The organism is Streptomyces sp. NPDC094032 (assembly GCF_040303965.1).
In the GTDB taxonomy this organism is placed as follows: Bacteria; Actinomycetota; Actinomycetes; order Streptomycetales; family Streptomycetaceae; genus Streptomyces.
Genome location: NZ_JBEOUE010000001.1, coordinates 501,667 through 525,695, shown reverse-complemented (window position 1 = coordinate 525,695; position 24,029 = coordinate 501,667). Strand labels below are relative to the sequence as shown.

Below are 24,029 nucleotides of genomic sequence, written 5' to 3'. Positions count from 1 at the left end.
GGGCGGGCAAAATCTGGCCGCGCCCACCACGGCTTTGCAGCGGCATCGCGCCACCGCGCCCTGCCCGTGCCCGTGCCCCGCATCAGCCTTCGGGGTCCCGCGTCCCGAGATACCGGTCCAGGGGCGGTTCCTGGGCCACCACGGCACCGATGGTGACCGCGAAGGTGAGGGCCGCGCACACTCCGATGAGCCACGACAGCATCGTCAGGACGAGTCCCAGGGAGCCGTACTCGGCGAGCGCCCTGTTGAGCGCCGTCGGCATGTAGAGACGGGCCGTCAGGGCGAGGGCGGTCGTCGCGGCGGCGGCCAGCAGGGAGCCGGGCAGCAGGGGCAGCCACGGGACGCGGTTGGCGAGCAGGAGGTGCTGGGTCCAGAGCCACACCCCGGCGCTCACGACGAAGTACACGGGCATGCCCAGCCAGGCCCCGGCGCCGAAGCCGTCCCTGATCGGCGCCTGGAACAGCACCACCAGACACAGCGCCAGGAGCCACACCGTCCATCGCCAGGCCGCGATCCGGGTGCCGGCCTTGGGCAGCCCCCAGGCCCGCTCGCAGACCCGCGCCATGGCCCGGCTGAAGCTGGTGGCCGAGATCAGGGCCACGAACGCGCCGATCAGCCCCGTGGTCTCGCGCAGGCCGTCGGCGGTGGCGCCGCCGCTGTCGAAGACCTGCTTCAACTGGTCGTCCGAGGCGCCCGTCAGACCGAACATGGCGCGCAGCGACTCCTGGAGCTGATGGCGCACGCCGTTCGGGGCGAAGGCCGCCAGGGCGAAGAGGAGGGGGACGGCGGCCAGGAACGCCTGGGCCGCGAGCCGGGTGGCCGCGTCGAGGAGGTTCCCGCCCACCAGTCGGCCCGTCAGTTCCGTGACCACCGGGAAGCGGCGCTCGGCCGCACCGCGCAGGGCGCGCACCCGGGCCGCCAACGACATCCCGCCTCCCTCGCCCTACGCCGACCGGTCCTGGCCCATTGGACTCGACCCCGGTCCGCCCGGCGACCCGGGGCGACCGAAGGCCCGGCGAGCCGGAGCCGAGGTCGCCCATTCGGGCGAACCTCACCATACTGGACATATGTCCCGGCAATCCGAGAAGGCGCACGGCCCTTCCACCCTGACGGTCAAGGGGAGGGACGTCCGGCTCCGCACGATCGGTCTGCTGGTGCTCGCGGCCCTGGCCATCTGGTTCATCGCCGTCAACACCGGCTCGATCACCATCAGGCTCTGGATCCCCGAGGTCACCCTCCCCCTGTGGATCGTCCTGACGGTCACCCTCCTCGTCGGCATCGTCATGGGAATGTTCATGGCGTACCGCCGCCGTGCCCGCCGCTGACGACGCGCCCGCGCGGGCGCCGGCTACCGGCGCGGTACGGGAACCAGGCGCAGCAGCCCGTGGAGGAGCCGGTCGGTCGCGTCGTGCGCGGGCTCGTCGCCCACATGCGTCAGAAGCCGGGCAAGCACGCCCAGCAGCTGCGGCGAGGCCATCACACGGGGGTGCAGCACCGGCCGGTAGCCGAACCGCGAGAAGAGCAGGTCCCCCGCGACGTTGCCGAGCCGGAAGTAGCGCGCCCAACGGCGCTGGATCTCCGCCGGGTACTGGAGCAGCGCGTGCTCCCTGCGCGGCCCCGCCGGACGGGCAAGGGCCAGGGCGACGGTTTCCGCGGCCACTTCGGCGGCCTCCATGGCCTGCGCGATGCCCTCGCCGCTCCAGGGGCTGACCATGCCGGCGCTGTCCCCCACGAGGAGCAGGCCCCGCCGGTACTGCGGCCGCCGGTTGAGCCCCATCGGCAGGGGCGCGCTGCGCAGCGGGGACTCGGCGGTCTCCTCGGACAGCCCCCACTCCTCGGGCAGCCGGGGCAGCCAGTGCTCAAGGGCCGCCCGCAGGTCCACGGGCCGGCGGTGGCGCTGCTGCGGCAGGGCACCGAGACCCACGTTGACGCGCCCGTCGCCCAGGGGGAACACCCAGCCGTAGCCGGGCAGGTCCAGGCCGGTGCGGGGGCAGCGCAGGTCGGCCCAGAGCTCCAGGTACGGGTCGTGGGTGCGGGCCTCGCTGCGGTAGTAGCGCCGGGCCGCCGCCGCCACGGGCCGCTTCTCGTCCCGTACGAGCCCCAGGCCGAGCGCCGTACGCGCCGAGGCGCCGTCGGCCGCGACCACCAGCGGGGCCCGGTACCGTACCGGCTCCCCCTCCGGACCGCGCACGGCGGAGACGCCGACGACCCGGCCCGCCCGGTCGGTCAGCGGGCCCGTCACCTTCACCTGGGTGCGCAGCCGCGCCCCCGACGCGCTCGCGTGGGCGGCGAGCAGGTCGTCGAAGTCGTGCCGGCTGCGGGTGAGCCCGAAGTCGGGATGGGCGCCCAGGCGCGGCCAGTCCAGCTCCACCTGGTGACCGCCGCAGACCCAGCGCATCCCCTTGTTGCGCATCCAGCCCGGAGCGTCGATGTCGATGCCCAGCCGGATCAGCTGGAGGACGGCACGCGGGGTCAGACCGTCCCCGCAGACCTTCTCGCGGGGGAAGCCGCTCTTCTCCAGGAGCAGCACGTCCACGCCGGCGCGCGCCAGGTGCGCGGCGGCGGCGGAACCCGCGGGTCCCGCGCCCACCACGATGACCTGCGCCTCCTCGTGGGCGGCGCCCTCGGATCCCCCACGGCCGCCGTCGCGGCCGTCACCGGACTCGTCACTTCTGGTGATCACGCCACTACTATGCCCCCGATCGGAGCCGCCAGACCTCGTGGCGGGGCGTGAAACCACGGGACCCTCGTACGCCACCCGGCTGGGGCACACTGGCTGTGGGGGGCGCGTGCGTCGCGCGCCCGCAGGCCCGGAAGAAGGTGTCCGGATGCCCAGTACTCGGTCCCGGTCGCGCTACGCCCCCGACCGGGGGCTCTCGACCCGCATGGCGACGACCATGTTCCTGATCGGTCTGCTGTACGTGGTCTTCGTCGGCGTCCTGCTGGTGCTGCTGCGCGGTTCCTGGCCCGTCATCCTGCTCATCGTGGGCGTGCTGTTCGTCGGTCAGTTCTGGTTCAGCGACAAGATCGCCGCGCTGGGCATGGGCGCGCGCGAGGTCACCCGCGAGCAGGCTCCCGAGCTGCACGGCACGGTGGACCGGATCTGCGCGCTGGCCGACATGCCCAAGCCGAAGGTGGCCATCGCCGACAGCGACGTGCCCAACGCCTTCGCCACCGGGCGCGGCGAGAAGACCGCGCTGGTCTGCGTCACCACCGGGCTGCTGCGCCGTCTGGAACCGGAGGAGCTGGAGGGCGTCCTCGCCCACGAGATGTCCCATGTGGCGCACCGGGACGTCGCGGTGATGACCGTCGCCTCCTTCCTGGGCGTGCTCGCCGGGATGATGACCCGGGTCGCGCTCTACAGCGGGCTCGGCCGCAGCCGCGACGCCAACGCGGCCGCCGCCCTGATCCTCGTCCCCGTGATCAGCGGAGCGGTGTACGTGCTCAGCTTCCTGCTGACCCGGGTGCTCTCCCGCTACCGCGAGCTGGCCGCCGACCGGGCCGCGGCGCTGCTCACCGGCCGGCCCTCGGCGCTGGCGTCCGCGCTGACCAAGGTGTCCGGGGAGATGGCGCGGATCCCGACCCAGGACCTGCGCAAGGCCGAGCCGTACAACGCCTTCTGGTTCGCTCCGGCCTTCTCCTCGAAGGAGAGCCTGGGCCGGCTGCTCTCCACCCACCCCACCCTGGAGCAGCGGCTCGACCAGCTCGCCCGGATCTCCGACGGCCTGGGCCGGGTCTGAGGGCCGGCCCGTGGGAATCCTCGACAGCCTCCTCGGACGCAGCAAGCCGGTACGGCCCGATCTCGACCGGCTCTTCGCCCTGCCGTCGGCCGCCCTCACCCTCCAGGCCGGCACCGGCTTCGTCCCGACCGGCGAGGGGTCGGTCTGCTTCGCGGGGGTGGAGGGGGGTGCCTTCACCCGGCTGAAGGAGGAGGTACGGGCACTACTCGACGTCGACGCGGAGGCGGAAGCCGCTTCGGCCTCCGATCCAGTGACGTTCTCCGGGGACGCGTACGGATACACCTGGCTCCGCGCCCGGCGCGCACCCGACGACATCGTCACGCTGGTGAACGATCTGCACGCCGTCAACACCCTGCTGGAGGAGTCGGGCTTCGGCCCGCATCTGCTCTGTTCCCTGACGGCGTTCCACGCACCGGACGTCGATCACGATCTCGCGCTCGTCTACCTCTACAAGCGCGGCACGTTCTATCCGTTCGCCCCTCGGGCCGACGGCTCGACGCGCCGGGACAGCGCCCTGGAGCTCCAGGTCAGGGCCCTGCTCGCGGGCGACCTCGCGATCGAGCCGGACCTGGAACGCTGGTTCCCCCTCTGGGGCGCCCCGGGGGTGGGCGGCGACTGAGGGGGCTGCTACGCCTCCCAGACGAAGCCGTCGAGGTCGGCGAAGGCGCTCCCGGTGCCGCCGAGGACGATGCGGTGGGAGCCGGAGCCGTCGGCGGGGACGCCGAGCTCCTTGGCCAGGCCGCGGTGCTTGTAGAGGGCCAGCTTGACGGGGCTGGACGCGGGGGCGGCGAACTCGGCGTACTTGCCGCCGAAGCTCTTGGCCACGGTGAGTCCCCGGCCGACGTAGAACTCCTTGGTCGCCTTGACGTCGTCCACGCCGATCAGGAGGACCATCTCGTCGATCTCGCGGGTGGCCGGTCCGTTGTCCTTCTTCGCCGAGGTCGCCACCTTCCAGATCGTGCCGTCCGGGGCCCGGAAGACGCCGCCGTAGCCCCACAGCGACTTGGCGGCGGGCTTCAGCACCGTGGCGCCGGCGGACACGGCGGCGTCGACGAAGGCGTCGACGGTGGCGGGCCCGGACACGGTGAGGGCCAGGGCGAAGCCACGGAAGCCTTCGGTCGGCGTCTCCGACGCCCGCAGGCGGATGCGCGTGTCGACTCCGAAGGCGGAGTAGAAGCGGTGGGCGGCGTCCAGGTCGGCCACCTCAAGGGTGACGGAGGAGAGGGACGCGGTGGATGCGGAGGAAGTGGTGGTTGCCATGTCCTCAACGGTAGGGACCGGGCCCCCTTCGGCGCTTCTCGAATCCTGATCGGTCTCCCGCGACGGCTCCCTATGATGATCGGCACCGCATCGTCCAGGGGGGACACCGCCCGATGAACACGCCACAGCCGCCGTCCGCCGCACCGCGCACGGACCTGCCCTCGCTCCGTATCGGCGCCCTCGTCCCGCTCACCCGGCCCGGCTGGACCGAGGCGGGCCGGCATCTGCTCGCGGGGCTCGAACTGGGCGTCCACGAGGTCAACGCGGCGGGCGGTGTCGACGGCCGGACGCTGGAGCTGCTGGTCCGGGACACCGCGGCCGATCCGGAGCGGGCCACGGCGGCCGTGACGGAGCTCGCCGGTCTGGGCGTGGCCGCCGTGGCGGGCGAGTACCACAGCGTCGTCGCACGGGCCGCCGCCGCCCGCGCCGACGCCCTCGGCGTACCGTTCCTCTGCTCGTCGGCGGTGCTCGACGCGCTCACCGAGGAGCCGACGGAGTGGGTCGCGCGCCTGCCCCCGGCGCAGTCCCACGGCTGGCGGACCTACGCGGACTTCCTGCGCGGCGCGGGCCGGACCCGGATCGCCGTGGCGATCCAGCCGAGCGTCTACTGGGCGTCCGGGACCCGCCTGCTGCGGGAGCGCCTCGCCGCCCACGGCGGCTCCGTCGTCGAGCTGGACGCGAACGCGCTCGCCCCCGAGGCCCTGTGCGACGCGCTCGTCGAGCACGGCGCGACGGCGCTCCTCCTGCTGGTCGGGCAGCCGGATCCGGCGGTGCCGATCGTCCGGGCCGTGCGGAGCGACCCTCGGCTCGCGGGGCTCCTCGTCGGAGCCCCGGCCGGACAGCCGGAGTTCGCGGGGTGGGCCGAGGCGCTGGGCGGGGACGGCGCGGGGATCCCGTTCCTGCGCTATCTGCCCGAGCGGCCGGGTCCGCTGAGCGAGCGGGTCGGGAAGGAGCTGCGCGAGCGGCTGGGCGAGGCGCCCTCGTTCGTCGCCTTCGAGGGCTGGGACGCGGTCGCCGTCCTCGCCGAGGTCTTCCGCTCGTACGGGACGGACCGCGCCGCCGTCGCCGCCGCCTGGCCGCGCGTGGCGGTCGAGGGCAGCCGGGGGCCGATCCGCTTCACCCGTGCGCCGGGCATCGGCGTCTGGCAGTGGATGTGGCCGCCGGTCCAGGTCGTCGACCGGGATCCGGCCGACCCCGCCCGCTTCCGGGTCCTCTTCTGAGAACGGCGGGCGACGGGCCGGGGGCGGGCCGCCGGGTCACGTCCGGGCCGGTCCCCCGACCGGGTCGTGCAGCACCCGCTGGGCGGGCACGTGCGCGTCGACGAGCCGTCCCGCCACGTCCGCGACCATGCCGGGCGGGCCGCTGACGAAGGCCAGGTGGCGCGACCAGTCGGCGTGCCGGGTCACCGTGTCGCCCAGGGAGCCGCCGTTCGGCGCGCCGGGGCCCACGCCGATCACCGGGACGACGCGCAGCCAGGAGTGCCGTTTCTCCAACTCGGTGAGGGCCACCGTGTCATACAGGTCGGCCGGGGTGCGGGCGCCGAGGAAGAGATGCGTCGGGGGCGGCGGCGTCCTGCGCAGGGCCAGTCCGTCGAGGAGCGCCTTGGCGGTGGCCCATCCGGTCCCGCCGGCCACGATCAGGACGTTCGGCCCCGGGGCGTCGTCCAGGGTCATGGCGCCCTGCGCGGGCCCGAGGCGCAGGGCGTCGCCGACGCGGGTGCGCGTCACCAGCGCCTCGCTCACCCCGCCGGGTCCGGTGCGGCGGACGTGGAACTCCAGCTCGCCGTCCGGCCGGGGCGCGCGGGCGACGGAGTACGGCCGCCAGGCGTGCGGCAGTTGCGGCGACTGGAGGGTGGCGAACTGGCCGGCCCGGTACGGGTAGGGCTCGGCGGTGCGGACCCGGAGGACGGCGAGACCGGGCCCCTGGACCTCGTGCTCCGTCACGGTCGCGTTCCAGTAGGCCGGTTCGGTCAGGGACCGGTTCGCGCCGTCGATCATGGCCGAGACGGCGAACCGCACCATCCGCAGCCAGGCCCCCGCCAGCTCCTCGGACCAGTGCTCTCCGGCGCTGCGGCGCAGGGCCTCGGCGAGCGCCGTCTCGAACGCCGCGAAGTGCGCGGGCCGTACGCCCAGTTTGCGGTGGTCGCGGCCGAGGCGGGTGCAGAAGGCGGTCACCTCCTCGGGCCGGTCCGCGTGCTCGATCAGATAGCGGAAGGCCTGTTCCAGGTGGGCGCGCTGGAAGTCCATCGACGCGGGGAACAGGCGGCGCAGGTAGGGGTGCTGGGCGAACATCGCCCGGTAGAGGTGGTCGATGAGGGTGGGGAGCGGGGTGACCAGCGGCAGCGTCCGCAGCAGCGTCTCCCGGTCGCCGGCCTCCTCGAAGGAGCGCACGGGTTCCGGCGACCGCTCCCCGCCGGCCGGGGCAAGCAGCTGCCGGCGCAGCCGCATGGCGTCCCGCCGCGCGAGGAGCGTGTGGTATTCGTCGTAACTGTCGCTCGTGGTGGGGCTCACGTGCCGGCTCTCTCCTTGCCGAGTCCGCCTGAGGGCACGTCAGTTTCGCATCGCTCCCCCACCGCCGTCCGGCCCCGGCGGAGGGCCGAACGGCCCTGCCTTTCCCGGGTCGTCCGACCCTGTCGCCCCGGGCTCGCGTCGCGTACGCGCGCGGGGCGGGGGGCCGTCGAGGGCCGCCCAGCAGGCCGCGGCCTCCCGCGCCTCCTGGCGCCGCCGGACGATCGCCGACGTCCGTACGGTGCCGCTCGCGGTGGCGCCGGCCACGACGACGGCGAGCAGGAGCGGGGCCGGGAGGTGTACGAGGAGGAGCGGGGCGGTCAGGGCGGCCGTGGCCCATCCGGTGACGCAGGCGGCTGCCGCGAGGCGGCGGGAGGCGGGGCGGTCGGCTCCGGCGCGCAGGTCGACGAGGGCGGGGACGTACCAGACGCAGCCCGCGGCGGTCACGGCGCCGACGCCCAGCGCCAGGACGGGCGTCACCGGGCGTCCGCCGTCTCGTGCGGGCGGTTCTCGATCCGGTCGAGCGCGGCGATCTCGGGGTGGTGGAGGTCGAAGGCCGGGGATTCGGAGCGGATCCTGGGCAGGGTGCGGAAGTTGTGCCGGGGCGGCGGGCAGGACGTCGCCCACTCCAGCGAGCGGCCGTAGCCCCACGGGTCGTCGGCCTCGACCTTCTTGCCGTACTTGGCGGTCTTCCACACGTTGTAGAAGAACGGCAGGAACGACAGGCCGAGCAGGAAGGAGCCGATGGTGGAGACGGTGTTCAAGGCCGTGAAGCCGTCGGCTTCGAGGTAGTCGGCGTAGCGGCGCGGCATGCCCTCGGCGCCCAGCCAGTGCTGCACGAGGAAGGTCGCGTGGAAGCCGGCGGTGAGCGTCCAGAAGGTGATCTTGCCGAGGCGTTCGTCGAGCATCCTGCCGGTGAACTTCGGCCACCAGAAGTGGAAGCCGGCGAACATCGCGTACACGACGGTGCCGAAGAGCGTGTAGTGGAAGTGCGCGACCACGAAGTACGAGTCGGAGACGTGGAAGTCCATCGGCGGCGAGGCCAGGATGACGCCGGTGAGACCGCCGAAGGTGAAGGTCATGAGGAAGCCGGTGGCCCAGAGCATCGGGGTCTCGAAGGAGAGTGAGCCCTTCCACATCGTGCCGATCCAGTTGAAGAACTTCACGCCGGTCGGCACGGCGATGAGGAAGGTCATGAAGGAGAAGAAGGGCAGCAGCACGCCGCCGGTGACGTACATGTGGTGGGCCCACACGGTCACGGACAGACCGGCGATGGCGATGGTCGCGGCCACCAGACCGATGTAACCGAACATCGGCTTGCGGCTGAAGACCGGGATGACCTCGGAGATGATCCCGAAGAACGGCAGCGCCAGGATGTACACCTCCGGATGTCCGAAGAACCAGAAGAGGTGCTGCCAGAGCAGTGCCCCGCCGTTGGCCGCGTCGAAGACGTGCGAGCCGAACTTCCGGTCGCATTCGAGGGCGAACAGCGCCGCCGCCAGGACCGGGAAGACCAGCAGGACGAGCAGCGAGGTCAGCAGCACGTTCCAGGTGAAGATCGACATCCGGAACATGGTCATGCCGGGGGCCCGCATGCACAGGATCGTGGTGATGAAGTTGACCGCGCCCGCGATCGACCCGAAGCCGGAGAGCGCGACGCCCATGATCCACAGGTCGGCGCCGAGGCCGGGCGAGTGGACGGCGTCGGAGAGCGGCGCGTAGAGGAACCAGCCGAAGTCGGCGGCCCCTCCCGGGGTGAGGAAGCCGCCGGCGGCGATCAGCGAGCCGAAGAGGTAGAGCCAGAACGCCAGCATGTTCAGGCGGGGGAAGGCGACGTCCGGGGCGCCGATCTGGAGCGGCATGATCCAGTTGGCGAATCCGGTGAACAGCGGCATCGCGAAGAGCAGCAGCATGATCGAGCCGTGCATCGTGAACGCCTGGTTGAACTGCTCGTTCGACATGATCTGTGTGCCGGGGCGGGCCAGTTCGGCCCGCATCACCAGGGCCATCACGCCGCCGACGCAGAAGAAGAACAACGCGGCGACCAGGTACATCGTGCCGATCCGCTTGTGGTCGGTGGTGGTCAGCCAGTCCACCCACGAGGCGCGGGCCGGGCGCGGGCCGCCCGTGTCCTGCGGGGCCGGGACCCTCGGTCGCCGGGTCTGCCTCTGCACGCTCTTTGCCTCGCCCACCGGACGACGACCTCCCTGTTCACATCTGTTCGGAGCGGCCGGAAGGCGTCCACACGGGGGATGGGGTGCCGCCTCCCGGCCGCGGCCCATGCTTCTCGCCGCCGCCGCGCCGCCGACAGGGTCGAACAGTCCCCGCCCGCGAGCGGGACCAGGGCCGAACGGCCCCTGCGGTCGGGCCTCCCCCGTCACGTAATCTGCGGAGGCAAGAAGGCACCGACAGAGCAGGCAGGCATGTCCGACACAGCGGCACTCCCGGGCACGCCCCTGCCACGGCTCGACGTCCCCGAGCGGATGCACGCCCTTCTCGCGGCGGTCATGGACCTCGGCCGCGACCTCGAACTCCCCCAGGTCCTGCACGGGATCGTGGAGGCGGCCGTCACCCTCACCGACGCCGAGTACGGCGCGCTCGGGGTGATCGGCGACGGTGACCTGCTGTCGCGGTTCCTGCCGGTGGGCATGGCCGACGAACTGGCCGCGCGCATCGGTCCCGCGCCCTGCGGGCACGGCATCCTCGGCGAACTCATCCGCAACCCGGTCCCGTTGCGTCTCGACGACCTCACCCGGCACCCGAGCAGCTTCGGTTTCCCCGCGCACCATCCGCCGATGCGTACGTTCCTGGGGGCGCCGATCCGTATCAGGGACGAGGTGTTCGGCAACATCTACCTGACCGAGAAGCGCGGCGACGGCGGATTCGACGCCGACGACGAGGCGGTCCTGACGACCCTGTCGGCCGCGGCGGGCGTCGCCATCGACAACGCCCGTCTCTACCACGACAGCAGGCGCCGCGAGCACCGTCTTGAAGCGCTGGCGGAGATCACCAGGGCGCTGCTCGCCGGGACCGACCCGGACCGGGTGCTGCGGCTGATCGCGCGGCGGGCGCGGGAGGTGGCCGACGCCGATCTCGCCGCCATCCTGCTGCCGGGAGGGCCGGGCGGTGAGCTCGCGGTCCAGGTCGCGGACGGGGACACCGCCGACACGGTGCTCGGCGCCCGCCTTCCGGCGGGCGGCTCGCTGGCGGGTCTCGCCGCCCGTACGCGAAGGCCCGCCGTCAGCGCGGACGTCCGCACCGACGCCCGGGCCCGGCCGCTGCGCGCGGACGGGGCCGCCGCGCCGGAGCACGGCCCCGTGGTCGCCGTACCGCTGCCCGTCGACGACGCCGACGCGGTGTGCGGGGCGCTGCGGCTGGCCCGGCGGGCGGGGCGGCCCGGGTTCGACGCCACGGAGGTGGAGCTGCTCAGCGGCTTCGCCGACCAGGCCTCGATCGCGCTCGAACTCGCCCGCAGACGGGCCGAGTCCGAGGAGCTGGCCGTGCTGCACGACCGCGACCGCATCGCCCGCGACCTGCACGACCTGGCGATCCAGCGGCTGTTCGCCACCGGGATGACCTTGCAGAGCGCGACCCGCATGATCGGCGATCAGGGCGCGGCCGAGCGGGTCTCGCGGGCGGTCGACGACCTCGACGCCACGATCCAGATCATCCGCTCCACGATCCTTCAGCTCCGTACGACGGCCGAGGACCGGGGCGGTCCGGCGCTGCGCCGCCGGATGGCGGAGACGGTCCAGCTGGCGGCCCAGTCGCTCGGCTTCCCGCCCTCGCTGCGGATCACCGGCGCGGTCGACTCCGCCGTCCCCGAGGAGCTCGCCGAGCAGGTGCTCGCCGTGACGGTCGAGGCCCTCAGCAACAGTGCCCGGCACGCCCGCGCGGGCCGCGCGGACGTCGTGCTCTCGGTCCCGGAGCCGGCCGACCGGATCGTGCTCACGATCACGGACGACGGGGTCGGCCTCGGGGCGGCGGCGCCGACCGGCGGCCTGCTCAACATGCGCTCACGCGCCGAGCAGTACGGCGGGACGCTGGAGCTCCAGGACCCGGGCGGCGGCACGCGGGTGGTGTGGACGGTGCCGCTGCACCAGGACTGACGGCCGGGAGGGCGCCTACTGGTCGCGGAGCCGCTCGGCGAGCATCGCCGCCTGGATGCGGCGGCCGACGCCCAGCTTGCCGAGGATCGCGGACACCCTGTTCTTCACCGTCTTCTCCGCGAGGAAGAGGCGCTCGGCGATCTGGCGGTTCGTCAGGCCCAGGCCGATGAGGTCGAGGATCTCCCGCTCGCGAGGTGAGAGCCGGTCGAGCTCGGCCGTCGTCGCGGTGCGGGGCGCGGGCTCGGGCTCGGGGCCCCGGATCCGGGCCATCACCCGGCTGGTCATCCGGGGGTCGAGCAGCGACTTGCCGGTGGCGACCGTGCGGACCGCGTGCACCAGGTCGGAGCCGCCGATCTGCTTGAGGACATAGCCGGCCGCACCGGCCATGATCGCGTCGAAGAGGGCCTCGTCGTCGTCGAAGGACGTCAGCATCAGGCAGGCCAGCTCCGGCATGGCCGCGCGCAGTTCACGGCAGACCTCGACCCCCTCGTGGTCGCCGCCGGTCGCGCTGCCGAGCCGTACGTCGAGCACGGCGACGTCCGGGCGCACGGCGGGCACCCGGGCCAGCACCTCCCGGGCGGTGGCGGCCTCGCCGACCACCTCGATGTCGGGCTCGGCCTCCAGCAGGTCCCGCACACCGCGCCGGACCACCTCGTGGTCGTCGAGGAGGAAGACCCGGACGGGTGGTACGGCGGGCAGGACGGGGTTCACAGCGGTCTCCTGGGCAGGGGGCGGGGGCTGAGGCCGCGTCAGTATGGCACCGGGGCCCGAGGGCCGTTCGGCCCTGGTCCCGCAGGGCCGAACGGCCCTGTGCGCCGCCCCCGCGCGCGTGGTCGAATCTGCCCCGTGCCCCGGACGCACCGGCCCCGGGCGCGGCCCGGCCGTCCCCCGGGCCGCCCTCGGGGCCGGTGCGCGCGGGGCACGCCCCCTGCCCGGACGGGCCCGTACGAGCAGGGGCCGAACGGCCCTTTCGGTGCCGCGTCCCGGGGGGCTGTACTGCGGGGAACTCCCCTCCCCTGGAAGGCACCGTGAAAGACGACGCCGCTCTCGCCCCTGTTCCGGTCCCCCACCGCCCCGACGCTCCCCCGGTGTCCGCCGGGGCGCGGCGCACCCTCCGTCTGGACACCGCGGAGGCACTGCGCCTGGTCGCCTCCGTGCCCCTGGGCCGGATCGTGTTCACCCGGCGGGCGCTGCCGACGGTCCGCCCCGTCAACCATCTCGTGGACGGCGGCGACATCATCGTGCGCACGCACCACGACGCCGCCCTCGCCCTGATGGCCCGGGTGGGCGGCACCGACGGTGTCGTCGTGGCGTACGAGACGGACGTCATCGACGTCGAGGCGGGCCTCGGCTGGAGCGTCGTCGTCACCGGCTTCTGCCGGCTGGTGACCGACCCCGCCGAGGTGGCCCGGTACCGGGCGGCGATCCGGCCGTGGACGGACCGGCACCTGGACCAGGTGGTCCGCATCCGGCCCGACCTGGTGACGGGCGTCCGGCAGGTCGCGGCCGAGTGACCTCGGCGCCGTGCGGCGGCCCGCCCTTCAGCGCTCCGCGGGCGCCGTCCGGCGCAGCAGATAGCCAGCGGCGGTCGCGACGAGGACGAGCATGCAGGCGATGAAGACGAGACCGGCGCCCTCCAGGCCGAGCGGGTCCGCCAGCAGGCCGACGCCGATCACGGGGATCGAGATGCCCGCGTACGCGACGACGAACAGGGCCGAGATGACCGCCGCGCGCTGGTCCGGGGGCGAGGCCGCCGCGACGGCGGAAAGCGCCGCGCGGAAGGCGAGGCCCTGGCCGGTGCCGCCGACGAGGGCGGCCAGGACGACGAGGACGAACAGGTCCGTGGCGAGCGCGCAGCCGAGCAGGAGCAGGCCCGCGAAGAGCACGGCGCAGCCCAGGGGCAGCGAGCGCGCGGTCCCGAGCCGGCCGGCGGCCACCTGTCCGCCGGTGGAGGCGAAGAACGCCAGGGCGACGACGAGGCCGCTGACGGCGTGGTTGTGCACGTCCAGGTAGCGCGCGAGGAAGGCGGGGCTGACCGAGGTGAAGACGCCGAACAGGGCGAAGCCCACGAAGGAGGCGACGGCGGCCGGGGCGAACACGGCCCGCACCTGCGGCGGCAGCGCGGGCTTGCGCGGCCGCACGGCGGTCAGCGGCCGCCGTTCCCGTACCGTCTCGGGCAGGAACAGCAGGACGACGGCCGAGAGCGCGACGAGCGCCAGGTGCACGGCGAAGGGCAGCAGCAGCGGCTCGGGGGCGTACTCCGCGAGCAGACCCGCGAGGAGCGGGCCGCAGCCGAGGCCGCCCATGTTGGCGGCGGTCGCGACGAGCGTGGCGCCCGAGGCGCGGCCGGGCGGGGCGAGCTCCATGACGTACGCGCTGGCGGCGCCGGTGAACAGACCGGCCGACACGCCCGACATGAGCCGGCCCGCGTAGAGCCATCCCAGGGAGTCGGCGGAGAGGAAGCAGACGGCGCTCGCCGCCGCGAAGCCCAGGCCCCACCAGAGCGTGGGGCGCCGTCCGATGGTGTCGGAGGCGTTGCCCGCGAGGAGCAGCACGCCGATGACACCGAAGGCGTAGACGGCGAACACGATGGTGACGGTGAGTTCGGAGAAGCCGAACTTCTCCTGGTAGAGGGGATAGAGCGGGGTCGGCAGGGTCGTTCCGGTCATGCACACGACGAACACCGCGCCGCCGAGCAGACACCGCAGCCAGCCTTGCCTCTCATCCGCCATGCCGGCGACCGTAACCCGGCCCGTCTCGCGCGGCGCGGTGGCGGGGCGCGCCCGGCCGAGTGATCCGCCGGGCCGCGGTGTCACTCCGGATGCTTCCGGATGCCTCGGCCCGTGCCCCCGCCGCTACCTTGTCGGCGACGTCCTGCCCGGGCCTCGTGCGGGGGTCCCGGGGCGGCCGATCCGGAGACCGGGGAGCAGCGATGCCGACGACCGTCACCATGCTCGGGAACCAGGAGCGCGCGCTGCTCTCCGCGGTGGGCTGCGGGCTGCGGGACGACGAGATCGCCGCCGCCCTGGCCGTGCCCGAGGCCTCGGTGGCCGAACAGCTCGCGCGGCTCCTCGGGAAGCTGGGGCTGCGCGACCGTGCCGCGGCCGTCGTCCACGCCTTCGACTGCGGTCTGGTCGTCCCCGGGCGCGGCCCGCGCGCCCGGCGGGCGGGGGCGGGGCCCCGGACGCGGGTCTCGGTGCTCGGGCCGCTGGAGGCGTGGCGGGACGGGCGGCCGCTGCGGCTGGGCCATCTGCGCCAGCAGGCCGTCCTGGCGGCGCTGGCGCTGGGCGGCGGGCGGGCGCTCGGCCGGCGGGAGCTGCTCGACGGTGTGTGGGGCGTGGAGCAGCCGGCCGCGAACGTGGTGCCGGTGTACGTGTACCGGCTGCGCAAGGCCCTGGGCGCGGGCGACGGCGCGGACTCCCTGGGCGCGGGCGACGGCCCGGACGCGGTCATCGCGTACGACCGGTGCGGCTACCGACTCGTGCCGGGCGCGGTGGACGTGGACGTCGTCCTGCTGGAGGAGCTGGCCGGGCGGGCCGAGGCGGCGGATCTGGCGGGGGATCCGGCCGAGGTGGTCCGGCTGTGCGCGCGGGCGCTGGGCCTGTTCCGGGGGGAGCCGCTGGCCGGGCTGCCCGGGCCGCTGGCCGAACTGGAGCGGCTGCGGCTGACCGGGCGCCGGATCGCCCTGGCGCGGCGCAGGGCGGAGGGCCTGCTGCGGCTCGGCCGGTCCGCCGAGGCGCTCGCCGAGCTGTACGCCCTGTTCGCCGCGCATCCGCTGGACGAGCCGGTGGCCGCGCTGCTGATGGGCGCGCTGCACCGGGACGGGCGGCGGGCGGACGCGGCGGCCGTGTTCGACCGCGCGCGCCGCCGGCTCGCCGACGACCTGGGGGTGGCGCCGGGCGTGCTGCTGCTGCGGACGCACGAGATGGTGCTGCGCGGGGACGAGTCCGGTCCCGGGCTCGTCCCCGTACGGCTTCCGCGCGGTCAGGAGGCGAAGGAGCGCTCCAGCCGCGGGATCAGGTCCCTGAGGTCCTGCTCCCAGCACCAGCCGTTGTGGCCGCCGTTGCAGTTGCTGCCCCAGGCGGCGCCGTCGCCGTAGTTCACGTAGTAGTACGGCATGCCGAGGGCGTCCAGGCTCTCCTTGGCGTGCTTGGCCGCGCCCGCGATCCAGAACTCGGGCTCGGTGGGCGAGCCGCCCCCGTCGCCGGTGTAGATCGAGACGCCGATCCCCCTGAGCTTGTCCATGTGGCCCGCCGGGTCGACCTCGTTCCAGCGCCAGTCGGCGTTGAACACCGGGTACGGCGAGCCGAACGCGGCGTCGCTGTCCACACCGGGCTTGTACGGGGAGGCGTTCGGGTCGCAGGAGCCGGACGAGGAGGCGCAGATCGCGCCCGTCGCGTCGATGAGCGAGGCGACGACGGCGAACCGCAGGTCCATGGACTTGACCGACAGGTCGATGTCGCCGGAGAGGGACGCGGTCTGGCTGAACAGGTCGGGGCGGACCTGGGCGTAGTGCAGGGCCCCGAAGCCGCCCATGGAGACGCCCGCGACGGCCCGGCCGTTCTTGGTGGCGACGGTCCGCAGGTTGGCGTCGATGAACGGGACGACCTGCTTGAGGTGGAAGTTCTCCCAGTTCTGGGCGCCGAGCACGGTCTTCTGGTTGAGCCAGTTGGCGTACCAGCCGCGGGCGCCGCCGTCGGGGATGACGGTGATCATCCGGTCCGACATCCGGAGCGCCGGGTAGTTCTGCGCGATCGGGTCGTCGGGCGACCCGTGCAGGAAGTAAAGGACCGGGTAGCGCCGGTTCGGGTCGTCGTAGTAGCCCGGGGGCAGAATGATCTTGATGTGGTGCTTGCCCGTCACCTCGGGCGTGGTCACGGTGAGGTAGAACTCGGTGGCGTTCCCGTTCACCGCCTCCACCTGGGTCAGACCGAATCCGTTGGCCATCGGCGGCGGCGCGCCGCCGTCGGCGGCCTGGGCCGAACCGGCCGCCGGCATGATCACGGCCACGGCGGCGACCATCCACGCCACCGCCGCCCGCCGTATGTTCGTCGTCCTCTTCACTGCCTTCCCCTCTCAGTCCAGAACCTTGGTCACCAGTACCGGTGAGGCCGCGATCTGCTCCTCGGTGTAGCGCTCGGTCACCCACTGGCCGGCCGAGAACAGCCGGGTCTGGTCGGCGTAGTGGGGCGAGGTCGGGTCGGCCGACTGGGAGTAGGTCAGCACGGAGGAGGCCTCGGGCGGTCCTTCGGCGGTGAAGCGCACCTGCTGGACGAAGCTGGACCCGAAGGTGATGTCCATCTTCCCGTCGACCAGGCCGGGGGTGACGACGTTCAGGACGCCCAGTTCGTGACGCGAGCCGTGGACGGGGATCTGCTCGCCGTTGCGGGTGACCTTCTGGACGTCCGACAGGGCCGCGTTCAGCGGGATGCCCGCGGCGCGCATCGCGAAGACCGCGCGGGCCAGCGAATCGCGTACGGCGTTGTTCCCCGGGTCGAGCGAGTTGGGGGTGTGCACCGGGTCCTTGGGGTCGAACGGCACCCGCCACGGCAGCGACTCGACTCCCTTGCCGCCGGCCAGTTGGTACCAGTAGTTCTCGAACAGCCAGGAGCCCCGGCTGTCCAGGGTGAAGTCATGGCTCTTCCAGGCGGCCAGGATCGGGCAGGCCTCGCTGATGTTCACCAGGTTGCCGTCGACCAGGACGAGCCCGAAGAGGGTGTCCTGACAGGCCTTCACGGTGGCGTTCAGGGCCAGGTCGGCCGCCCGGCTGTTGTCGGCGAACAGCAACTGGCGCATGTTCTCCGGCGTGAAGCCCCGGCCGGGCAGGCCGTCGGTGCCGTTGATGCGGTTCTGCGCGGTCAGGATCAGCTCCTGGGTGCGCAGCGACCGGGGCGCCGCCGTGTCGCCCATGACGCGCGGGAAGGACAGCGGCTGCTCGGGGTTGGCCAGCCAGGCGCTGTCGTTGGCGTTGCCGACGAAGTCGGAGCGGATCAGGCGCGGCTGATCGTGCGGGTCCAGCAGGCCGGGCGCGACCGCGTCGGGGTCGTTCGGCCAGTCGCAGGCGCTGCGCTTGCCGTCGAAGATGGAGACCGGCGGGACGTTCGGCAGCCGGAGCGTCTGGTTGAAGAGCAGCTTGCCGGTCTCGGTGAGGCAGGACTGCGCGTGCGCGTCGGTGATGTTCGGGGTGGCCTGGATGTCCGCGTAGAGCGCGTTGCCCTTGCGGTCGGAGGCGATGGTGTTGAAGAAGGGGACGCCCTGGGTGGTCTCCAGGGTGTTCACCACGTCGTGGACGTCCTTGGCCTGGTCGAGGTGGAACCAGGTGTTCAGGGCCCGCAGGTTGTCCATGTTCACGTCGCGCACGGCGTGGGCGCTCACCACCCAGGGCAGCGGAATGCCCTGGACCGAGGCGGTGACCGGGCCGTAGCGGGTGGACCACAGGGTCCGGGAGACCTTGCCGACGGAGCCGTCCGCGTTGAGCACGTCGACGGAGACCTGCTGGGAGGTCATCTTCTGCCAGCCGCCGTCGACCAGGTAGTACGTCGGGTTCAGCGGGTCGACCTGGACGTCGAAGAGGCCGAAGGGCGCGACCGTGGCCACGGTGTGACTCCAGGCGACGTCGTCGTTGTGCCCGATGTTCACCGCGGGCAGGCCGAGCAGGCTGGCCCCGGAGACGTTGACCTTGCCGGGGATCGTCAGCTGGCTCTGCCACATGCGGTTCTTGCCCTGCCACGGGAAGTGGGGGTTGGCGAGCAGCATGCTCGTACCGCCGGAGACGCCCTGCGCGCCGACCGCGAGCGCGTTGCTGCCCATGCCCTCGCGGCGGCTCTTCGCCATGGCGTCGCGGATCCTGCGCGCGGTGTCCTGCGCGCTCTTCGCGCGCTGCGCGGCGGTGGGCGCCTTGGCCGCGGCCGCGGCGGCGGCCGAGGCCCCGGGGGGAGCGGCGGTCACCAGTCCGTCGAGCAGGGGGTCGGCGGTGCCCATGATGATCTCGGCGTGCGCGTGCCGGTAGACGTCGAGCTCGGTGATGGGCCGCACCCAGGCCGCGCCCCGGCAGGCGGGGTCGGAGATGTTGTCCACGCCGGTCTCGGCCAGGTACCGGTTGTACCCCTGGACGTAGCCGCGGATGCCCTCCTCGACCTCCGGCTCCGGTCCGTTGGGGGCGGGCTGTTCGAGCAGCCGTTCCACCACCCGGTTGTCGTTGATCCGCTGGAAGTACAGATCGCTGTTGAGGTTGGTGGTGCTGTTCTGGCTCTGGCCGGGGCTCGCCTTGCCCGCGGGTCCCAGATAGCGGGACCGCTGGGCGTTCACCATCAGATACGTCTCCGCCAGCGTGCAGATGTTGTCCTTGGCCGCCGCGTAGCCGTAGCCCGTCCCCAGTCCCTGCCAGGTCGAGGCGGTGATGTGCGGGATCCCGTACTCGGTGTAACGGATCGTCGGCCGGTCCGGCCCCGCCTCGGCGGCGGACGGTCCGGCGACGGCCGTCGTGCCCAGCACCGCCACCATGGCCATGACCGCCATCGGCAGCCTCGCCCTTGATCTCCTCCGCGCCATCGAGCCGTCCTTCCCCTGGGTAGCGGCCTGCACAGCGGCCTGCGTCCGAACGGCGCCAGGGTAGGGAGGGGCGATGAAATCCCGATGACGCGGCCGCTCGTGTGAAGCCGGCGCGCGGGGCACCGGCCGCCGCCGCGCGTCCTCGTGCTCCGGGCGGGGCCCTCGGCTAGCGTCGCGATCCCACGATCGGAGGACCGGTGTCCGTTCCCTTCCGCCCCTCCCCCACGCGGCGGGGCGCCCTGCGCACCCTTGCCGGCCTCGGCGGCCTCGCCGGTCTCGGCGGGGCCTTCGCCGTCGGCGCCACGGGCTGCGGGCCCGGGGGCTCCGCCGACGCCGGGGCGACGACCGGTCCGAGCGGCTCGGCCGCCTCCTCCGGCGCGGGCGGGAAGCGCCGGTTCGGCGCCGAGTGGGAGAGCCACACCCGTACCTTCATGTCGTGGCCCGCGCTCGCCTCCGTCTGGGGGGAGGAGCTGCCCGCCGTACGGGAGGACATCGCGCGCATCGCCCGTGCCGTCGGGGAGTTCGAGGCCGTGGTGATGATGGCCCGCCCCGAGCAGGTGGCGGCGGCCCAGCGGGCCTGCGGCTCGCGGGTCGAGGTCATCGCGCTGCCCGTCGACGACCTCTGGGCCCGTGACACCGTCCCCGTCTTCGTCGAGGACGGGCGCGAGCTCGTCGGCGTCGACTTCAACTTCAACGGCTGGGGCGACAAGCAGGAGCACGCGAACGACGCCCAGGTGGGCCGGAAGCTGCTGGCCCGCTACCACATCCCCCGCGAGCAGGCGCCGCTGGTCGCCGAGGGCGGCTCCTTCGAGACGGACGGCGAGGGCACCCTGCTCGTCACCGAGAGCTCGATCGTCAACGCCAACCGCAACCCGGGGAAGAGCCGGGACCAGATCGAGGAGGAGCTGATCGAGACCCTGGGCGTGGACAAGGTGGTGTGGCTGGCGGGCGTGCGCGGCGAGGACATCACCGACGCCCACGTGGACAGTCTGGTCCGCTTCACCGCACCCGGCGTGGTCCTCCTCGACCAGGCGTTCCCCGGCACTCCCCCGGACTCCTGGTCCCGCTCGGCCGACCAGGCACGCTCGGTGCTCTCCACGGCCACCGACGCCCGGGGGCGCCGCTTCGAGATCGTCGACCTGCCCCAGCCCGACCTGGACAAGATCACCGGCGAGGGCCACGACTTCGTGTCGAGCTACGCCAACTTCTACGTCGCCAACGACTCGGTCTTCCTGCCCCGGTTCGGCGACGCGCGGGCGGACGCCCGCGCCAAGGCGATCCTCCAGGAACACTTCCCGACGAGGGACGTCGTGCAGCTGCGGATCGACACCATCGCCTCCGGGGGCGGCGGCATCCACTGCGCGACGCACGACCAGCCGGGGAGGCCGGCGGCTTGATGGGCCGGACCCGCTTCGGTGGCGCCGAGCCCGCTCCAGCGGCGCCGGACCCGCTTCGGTGGCGCCGGACCCGCTCCCCCGGTGGCGCCGCGCGGCGCCATGTGGCGCCACTCGTGCGCCGGCGCGCGCCACATGGCGCCACAATGACTTGCCGTGGCGCCATTCTGGTGCCACTATGGTGCACATGGACCTGACCCCCTTCGTCGATCACCTCCGCCGAGAGCTCGCGGTCGCCGCGAGCGCCGGCGGGGACGAGGCCCGTGCGCTGGCCGAGCGGCTCACCGCGCCGCTCGAGTCGGCCACCCGGCTGACCCTCCTGAACGCGCTGTCCGCGGCCTCGGACGAGATCACCCGCGATCTGGCCCCCGGCTCGGTGGACGTGCGGCTGCGGGGACTCGACCCCGAGTTCGTGGTGACGGCGCCGCCGGCCACCGAGAGCATCGCCGTGGAGCCCGCCAGCCTGACGACCCCGATGGCGCCACCGGTGGCGCCAGTGGCACCATCGGCGCCGGACGCCGAGGACGGGGCCACGGCCCGGATCAACTTCCGGCTCCCCGCACCGCTGAAGGCCCGCGTCGAGGAGGCGGCCGGCCGGGACGGCCTGTCCGTCAACGCCTGGCTCGTACGGGCGGTGGGCGTCGCCCTGGAGCCGGGCGCCGCCCCGGCCAGAGCGACCCCGCGCCCCGCGGGCCACGGGCAGAGCTACCAGGGCTGGGTCCGCTAGCCCGAGCCCTCCACGCTCTCCCCACGCCCCCCTTACACACACCGCCCCACCTGCGGAAACACCCATCAGAGCCAAGAGGACGGGACAGCCATGCCTTCTTACGACACCCCCGAGCCCATCAGCGCGGTCCTCGACTTCGAGGTCGCCAACGTGCGGCTCACCGCGAGCAAGCGCGGCACCACGGTCGTCGAGGTGCTGCCGAGCAACGGCGCCGACGACGCCGACGCGCGGGCCGCCCAGCAGACCACGGTCTCCTTCGCGAACGGCGTCCTCGCCCTCAAGGGCCCCAAGAAGCGCGGCCTGTTCGGCAAGCAGGGGTCGATCGACGTGACCGTCGAGCTCCCCGCCGGATCGCACTTCCGCAGCTCCGCGCCGATGGGCGACTACACCGCCGAGGGCCCGCTGGGCGAGTGCCACATCAAGACCAGCTTCGGCGACATCCGCGTCGAGGAGGCCTCCGCCGTCGACCTGAGGACCGGCTTCGGCGACATCCGCATCGACCGGGCCGTCGGCGACGCCGAGATCCACGGGGCGGGCCGGGTCGACATCGGCGAGATCGTCGGAGCGGCGACCGTCAAGAACGGGAACGGCGAGACGGTCATCGGCGAGATCACCGGCCACCTCAAGGCCAACGCGTCCAACGGGCGCATCACCATCGGCGTCGCCCACTCCTCGGTCGACGCCAAGTCCGCCAACGGCGCGATCGGCGTCAAGCAGGTGGCCCGTGGCGTGATCAACCTCCAGACCTCCGTCGGCGACCTGGAGATCGGCATCCGCGAGTCCACCGCGGCCTGGCTGGACGTCCACTCCAAGTTCGGCACGCTCCGCAACTCCCTCGACGCCGCCGACAACCCCGACACCACCGAAGAGACCGTCGAGATCCACGCCCGTACCAGCGTCGGCGACATCGTGATCCGCCGCGCCTGACCTCCCCGGAAGGGAGAGCGCAGCCCATGACCGCGACCACCACGGGCAGGGCCACCGTCACGGCCCCGCCCGCCATCTCCGCCCAGGGCCTGCACAAGTCCTACGGCGACAAGGTCGTCCTGAACGGCATCGATCTGAGCATCCCCGAGGGCACCGTCTTCGCCCTCCTCGGCCCGAACGGGGCCGGCAAGACCACCACCGTCGAGATCCTCTCGACGCTCGTCGCCCCCGACGCGGGACGGGCCAGGATCGCCGGCCACGACCTCGCCGACCGGCCCGACGGCGTCCGCGCCGCGATCGGCGTCACCGGCCAGTTCGCCGCCGTCGACAACCTCCTGACCGCCGAGGAGAATCTGCGGCTGATGGCGGACCTGCGGCACCTGCCCCGGCCCGAGGGCCGCCGCAGGACCGCCGGGCTCCTGGAGCGCTTCGAGCTCACCGAGGCCGCCCGCAAGCCGGTCTCCACCCTCTCCGGCGGCATGCGCCGCAAGCTGGACCTGGCGATGACCCTGGTCGGCGATCCGCGGATCATCTTCCTCGACGAGCCGACCACCGGGCTCGACCCCCGCAGCCGCCGCACCATGTGGGAGATCATCCGCGGGCTCGTCGCCGACGACGGCGTCACCATCTTCCTCACCACCCAGTATCTGGAGGAGGCCGACCAGCTCGCCGACCGCATCGCCGTCCTCGACCAGGGCCGGCTGGTCGCCGAGGGCACCCCGGAGGAGCTCAAGCGTCTGATCCCCGGCGGGCACATCCGGCTGGGCTTCGCCGGACTCGCCGAACTCGACGCCGCCGCCCGCCACTTCGGAGCCGCCGCCCGCGACCCCGAGGAACTCACCCTCCGCATCCCCAGCGACGGCGGCATCCCGACCCTGCGGGCCGTCCTCGACATCCTCGACGGCGCGGCGCTGCGGGCCGAGTCGCTCACCGTGCACACACCCGACCTCGACGACGTCTTCCTGACCCTCACCGGTCACGGGACGCCCGACTCCACGACGGAGATGGCCCGATGAGCACCCTCAGCTACGCCGTCAGCGACTCCCTCACCATGCTGCGGCGCAACCTCAGGCACGCGCAGCGCTATCCGTCGATGACGATCTCCACGGTCGTCATGCCCGTGATGATGCTGCTGCTCTTCAACTACGCCTTCGGCGGCGCCATCGGCGCCGGGATCTCCGGCCCCGGAGGCGGCGGCGCGTACATCGACTACGTGGCGCCCGGCATCATCCTGATGGCCGCGACGGCCGGCGCGGTCGCCACGGCGGTCGGCGTCTGCGTCGACATGACCGAGGGCATCGTCAACCGCTTCCGTACGATGTCGATCTCGCGCGCCGCGTTCCTCACCGGGCATGTCGTCGGCAGCGTCATCCAGACCCTGATAGCCGTGGCCCTGGTCATCGGCGTCGCCCTCGCCATCGGCTTCCGGCCCGACGCCTCGCCCGTCGAATGGCTCGCCGCCATCGGCCTGCTGGCCCTGCTCATCCTTGCCCTGACGTGGCTCGCCGCCGGCATGGGCCTGGTGGCCAGGACCCCGGGGTCGGCCAGCAACGCGCCCCTGCCGCTGACCTTCCTGCCCTTCCTCGGCAGCGCCATCGTCCCGACCGACTCCATGCCCACCGGACTGCGCTGGTTCGCCGAGTACCAGCCCTTCACACCGGTCATCGAGACCCTGCGCGGACTCCTCATGGGCACGGAGATCGGCAGCAGCGGCTACCTCGCGCTCGCCTGGTGCCTCGGCCTCGCCCTCGCCGGCTACCTCTGGGCCCGCTCCGCCTTCGGCCGCACCGCCAAGCGCTGACCGCCCCGGCCCG

General features: G+C 73.3%; 22 protein-coding genes. 12 read left to right on the top strand and 10 right to left on the bottom strand.

Going from position 1 to position 24,029, the window contains the following annotated elements; translation table 11 throughout:
* Window positions 1–82 precede the first annotated feature (82 nt).
* Entirely contained in the window at window positions 83–928 is an 846-nt protein-coding gene (locus tag ABTZ54_RS02060; protein WP_351655792.1) for a YhjD/YihY/BrkB family envelope integrity protein, read from the bottom strand.
* A 139-nt stretch (window positions 929–1,067) separates the two neighbouring features.
* Between ABTZ54_RS02060 and ABTZ54_RS02055 the strand changes: the two genes are divergently transcribed.
* On the top strand, window positions 1,068–1,325 hold the full coding sequence (locus ABTZ54_RS02055; protein ID WP_351655789.1) for a LapA family protein: 258 nt from the start codon (window positions 1,068–1,070) through the stop codon (window positions 1,323–1,325).
* 23 nt (window positions 1,326–1,348) lie between these two features.
* Here the strand turns inward: ABTZ54_RS02055 and ABTZ54_RS02050 are convergent, their stop codons facing one another.
* A complete protein-coding gene (locus ABTZ54_RS02050) occupies window positions 1,349–2,596 on the bottom strand; it encodes a geranylgeranyl reductase family protein (protein ID WP_351656433.1) in 1,248 nt (415 codons plus the stop codon).
* A gap of 232 nt (window positions 2,597–2,828) precedes the next feature.
* On the opposite strand from ABTZ54_RS02050, the gene htpX reads away from it, so the two are divergent.
* Together htpX and pspAB are read left to right on the top strand one after the other, a co-directional pair.
* On the top strand, window positions 2,829–3,740 hold the full coding sequence (htpX, locus tag ABTZ54_RS02045; RefSeq protein WP_351655786.1) for a zinc metalloprotease HtpX: 912 nt from the start codon (window positions 2,829–2,831) through the stop codon (window positions 3,738–3,740).
* Window positions 3,741–3,750: 10 nt separating this feature from the next.
* Window positions 3,751–4,359, top strand: coding sequence for a PspA-associated protein PspAB (gene pspAB / locus ABTZ54_RS02040; protein WP_351655782.1), 609 nt, complete (start codon window positions 3,751–3,753; stop codon window positions 4,357–4,359).
* 8 nt (window positions 4,360–4,367) lie between these two features.
* Here pspAB and ABTZ54_RS02035 read toward each other — a convergent pair whose 3' ends face one another.
* The gene (locus ABTZ54_RS02035; protein WP_351655779.1) at window positions 4,368–5,000 is read right to left on the bottom strand and encodes a glyoxalase; all 633 of its coding nucleotides are present in this window, start codon (window positions 4,998–5,000) and stop codon (window positions 4,368–4,370) included.
* A gap of 113 nt (window positions 5,001–5,113) precedes the next feature.
* On the opposite strand from ABTZ54_RS02035, the gene ABTZ54_RS02030 reads away from it, so the two are divergent.
* Complete coding sequence (locus ABTZ54_RS02030; protein ID WP_351655776.1) at window positions 5,114–6,220, top strand: ABC transporter substrate-binding protein; 1,107 nt, start codon at window positions 5,114–5,116, stop codon at window positions 6,218–6,220.
* A gap of 36 nt (window positions 6,221–6,256) precedes the next feature.
* On the opposite strand, the gene ABTZ54_RS02025 is transcribed toward ABTZ54_RS02030, so the two are convergent.
* From ABTZ54_RS02025 to ctaD, 3 genes are read right to left on the bottom strand one after another with little or no spacing between them, the layout of a single operon-like run.
* Window positions 6,257–7,510, bottom strand: a complete 1,254-nt coding sequence (locus tag ABTZ54_RS02025) for a globin domain-containing protein (protein ID WP_351655773.1) — start codon at window positions 7,508–7,510, stop codon at window positions 6,257–6,259.
* 39 nt (window positions 7,511–7,549) lie between these two features.
* A complete protein-coding gene (locus ABTZ54_RS02020; RefSeq protein WP_351655771.1) occupies window positions 7,550–7,987 on the bottom strand; it encodes a hypothetical protein in 438 nt (145 codons plus the stop codon).
* Complete coding sequence (ctaD, locus tag ABTZ54_RS02015; protein WP_502997160.1) at window positions 7,984–9,789, bottom strand: aa3-type cytochrome oxidase subunit I; 1,806 nt, start codon at window positions 9,787–9,789, stop codon at window positions 7,984–7,986. Before ctaD ends, ABTZ54_RS02020 begins: the two co-directional genes overlap by 4 nt.
* Window positions 9,790–9,990: 201 nt before the next feature.
* Between ctaD and ABTZ54_RS02010 the strand changes: the two genes are divergently transcribed.
* Window positions 9,991–11,616, top strand: a complete 1,626-nt coding sequence (locus ABTZ54_RS02010; protein WP_351656426.1) for a sensor histidine kinase — start codon at window positions 9,991–9,993, stop codon at window positions 11,614–11,616.
* Between the two features lie 15 nt (window positions 11,617–11,631).
* On the opposite strand, the gene ABTZ54_RS02005 is transcribed toward ABTZ54_RS02010, so the two are convergent.
* Window positions 11,632–12,315 carry a response regulator gene (locus ABTZ54_RS02005; protein ID WP_351656423.1) on the bottom strand — a complete coding sequence of 228 codons (684 nt, stop codon included), beginning with the start codon at window positions 12,313–12,315 and terminating at the stop codon, window positions 11,632–11,634.
* A gap of 389 nt (window positions 12,316–12,704) precedes the next feature.
* Here ABTZ54_RS02005 and ABTZ54_RS02000 point away from each other — a divergent pair, with 389 nt between their 5' ends.
* A complete protein-coding gene (locus ABTZ54_RS02000; protein WP_351655768.1) occupies window positions 12,705–13,130 on the top strand; it encodes a pyridoxamine 5'-phosphate oxidase family protein in 426 nt (141 codons plus the stop codon).
* 27 nt (window positions 13,131–13,157) lie between these two features.
* Here ABTZ54_RS02000 and ABTZ54_RS01995 read toward each other — a convergent pair whose 3' ends face one another.
* Window positions 13,158–14,348, bottom strand: a complete 1,191-nt coding sequence (locus ABTZ54_RS01995; protein WP_351655765.1) for an MFS transporter — start codon at window positions 14,346–14,348, stop codon at window positions 13,158–13,160.
* Between the two features lie 200 nt (window positions 14,349–14,548).
* Between ABTZ54_RS01995 and ABTZ54_RS01990 the strand changes: the two genes are divergently transcribed.
* Window positions 14,549–15,715: an AfsR/SARP family transcriptional regulator gene (locus ABTZ54_RS01990; protein ID WP_351655762.1), complete on the top strand. Its 1,167-nt coding sequence runs from the start codon at window positions 14,549–14,551 to the stop codon at window positions 15,713–15,715.
* Here ABTZ54_RS01990 and ABTZ54_RS01985 read toward each other — a convergent pair.
* Together ABTZ54_RS01985 and ABTZ54_RS01980 are read right to left on the bottom strand one after the other, a co-directional pair.
* Window positions 15,601–16,638 (bottom strand): alpha/beta hydrolase, encoded by a 1,038-nt coding sequence (locus ABTZ54_RS01985; RefSeq protein WP_351656420.1) that lies wholly within the window; start codon window positions 16,636–16,638, stop codon window positions 15,601–15,603. The genes ABTZ54_RS01990 and ABTZ54_RS01985 overlap by 115 nt on opposite strands.
* 54 nt (window positions 16,639–16,692) lie before the next feature.
* Complete coding sequence (locus tag ABTZ54_RS01980; RefSeq protein ID WP_502997159.1) at window positions 16,693–19,134, bottom strand: penicillin acylase family protein; 2,442 nt, start codon at window positions 19,132–19,134, stop codon at window positions 16,693–16,695.
* A 230-nt stretch (window positions 19,135–19,364) separates the two neighbouring features.
* On the opposite strand from ABTZ54_RS01980, the gene ABTZ54_RS01975 reads away from it, so the two are divergent.
* The 5 genes from ABTZ54_RS01975 (at window position 19,365) to ABTZ54_RS01955 (ending at window position 24,016) form a co-directional block, all read left to right on the top strand.
* Complete coding sequence (locus ABTZ54_RS01975) at window positions 19,365–20,564, top strand: agmatine deiminase family protein (RefSeq protein WP_351655755.1); 1,200 nt, start codon at window positions 19,365–19,367, stop codon at window positions 20,562–20,564.
* Between the two features lie 184 nt (window positions 20,565–20,748).
* Window positions 20,749–21,288 (top strand): hypothetical protein, encoded by a 540-nt coding sequence (locus ABTZ54_RS01970; protein WP_351655752.1) that lies wholly within the window; start codon window positions 20,749–20,751, stop codon window positions 21,286–21,288.
* 90 nt (window positions 21,289–21,378) lie between these two features.
* Window positions 21,379–22,215, top strand: coding sequence for a DUF4097 family beta strand repeat-containing protein (locus ABTZ54_RS01965; protein WP_351655745.1), 837 nt, complete (start codon window positions 21,379–21,381; stop codon window positions 22,213–22,215).
* 26 nt (window positions 22,216–22,241) lie between these two features.
* A complete protein-coding gene (locus tag ABTZ54_RS01960) occupies window positions 22,242–23,231 on the top strand; it encodes an ATP-binding cassette domain-containing protein (protein ID WP_351655738.1) in 990 nt (329 codons plus the stop codon).
* Window positions 23,228–24,016 (top strand): ABC transporter permease, encoded by a 789-nt coding sequence (locus tag ABTZ54_RS01955; protein ID WP_351655734.1) that lies wholly within the window; start codon window positions 23,228–23,230, stop codon window positions 24,014–24,016. The genes ABTZ54_RS01960 and ABTZ54_RS01955 overlap by 4 nt, the downstream gene beginning before the upstream one ends.
* Window positions 24,017–24,029: the final 13 nt, after the last annotated feature.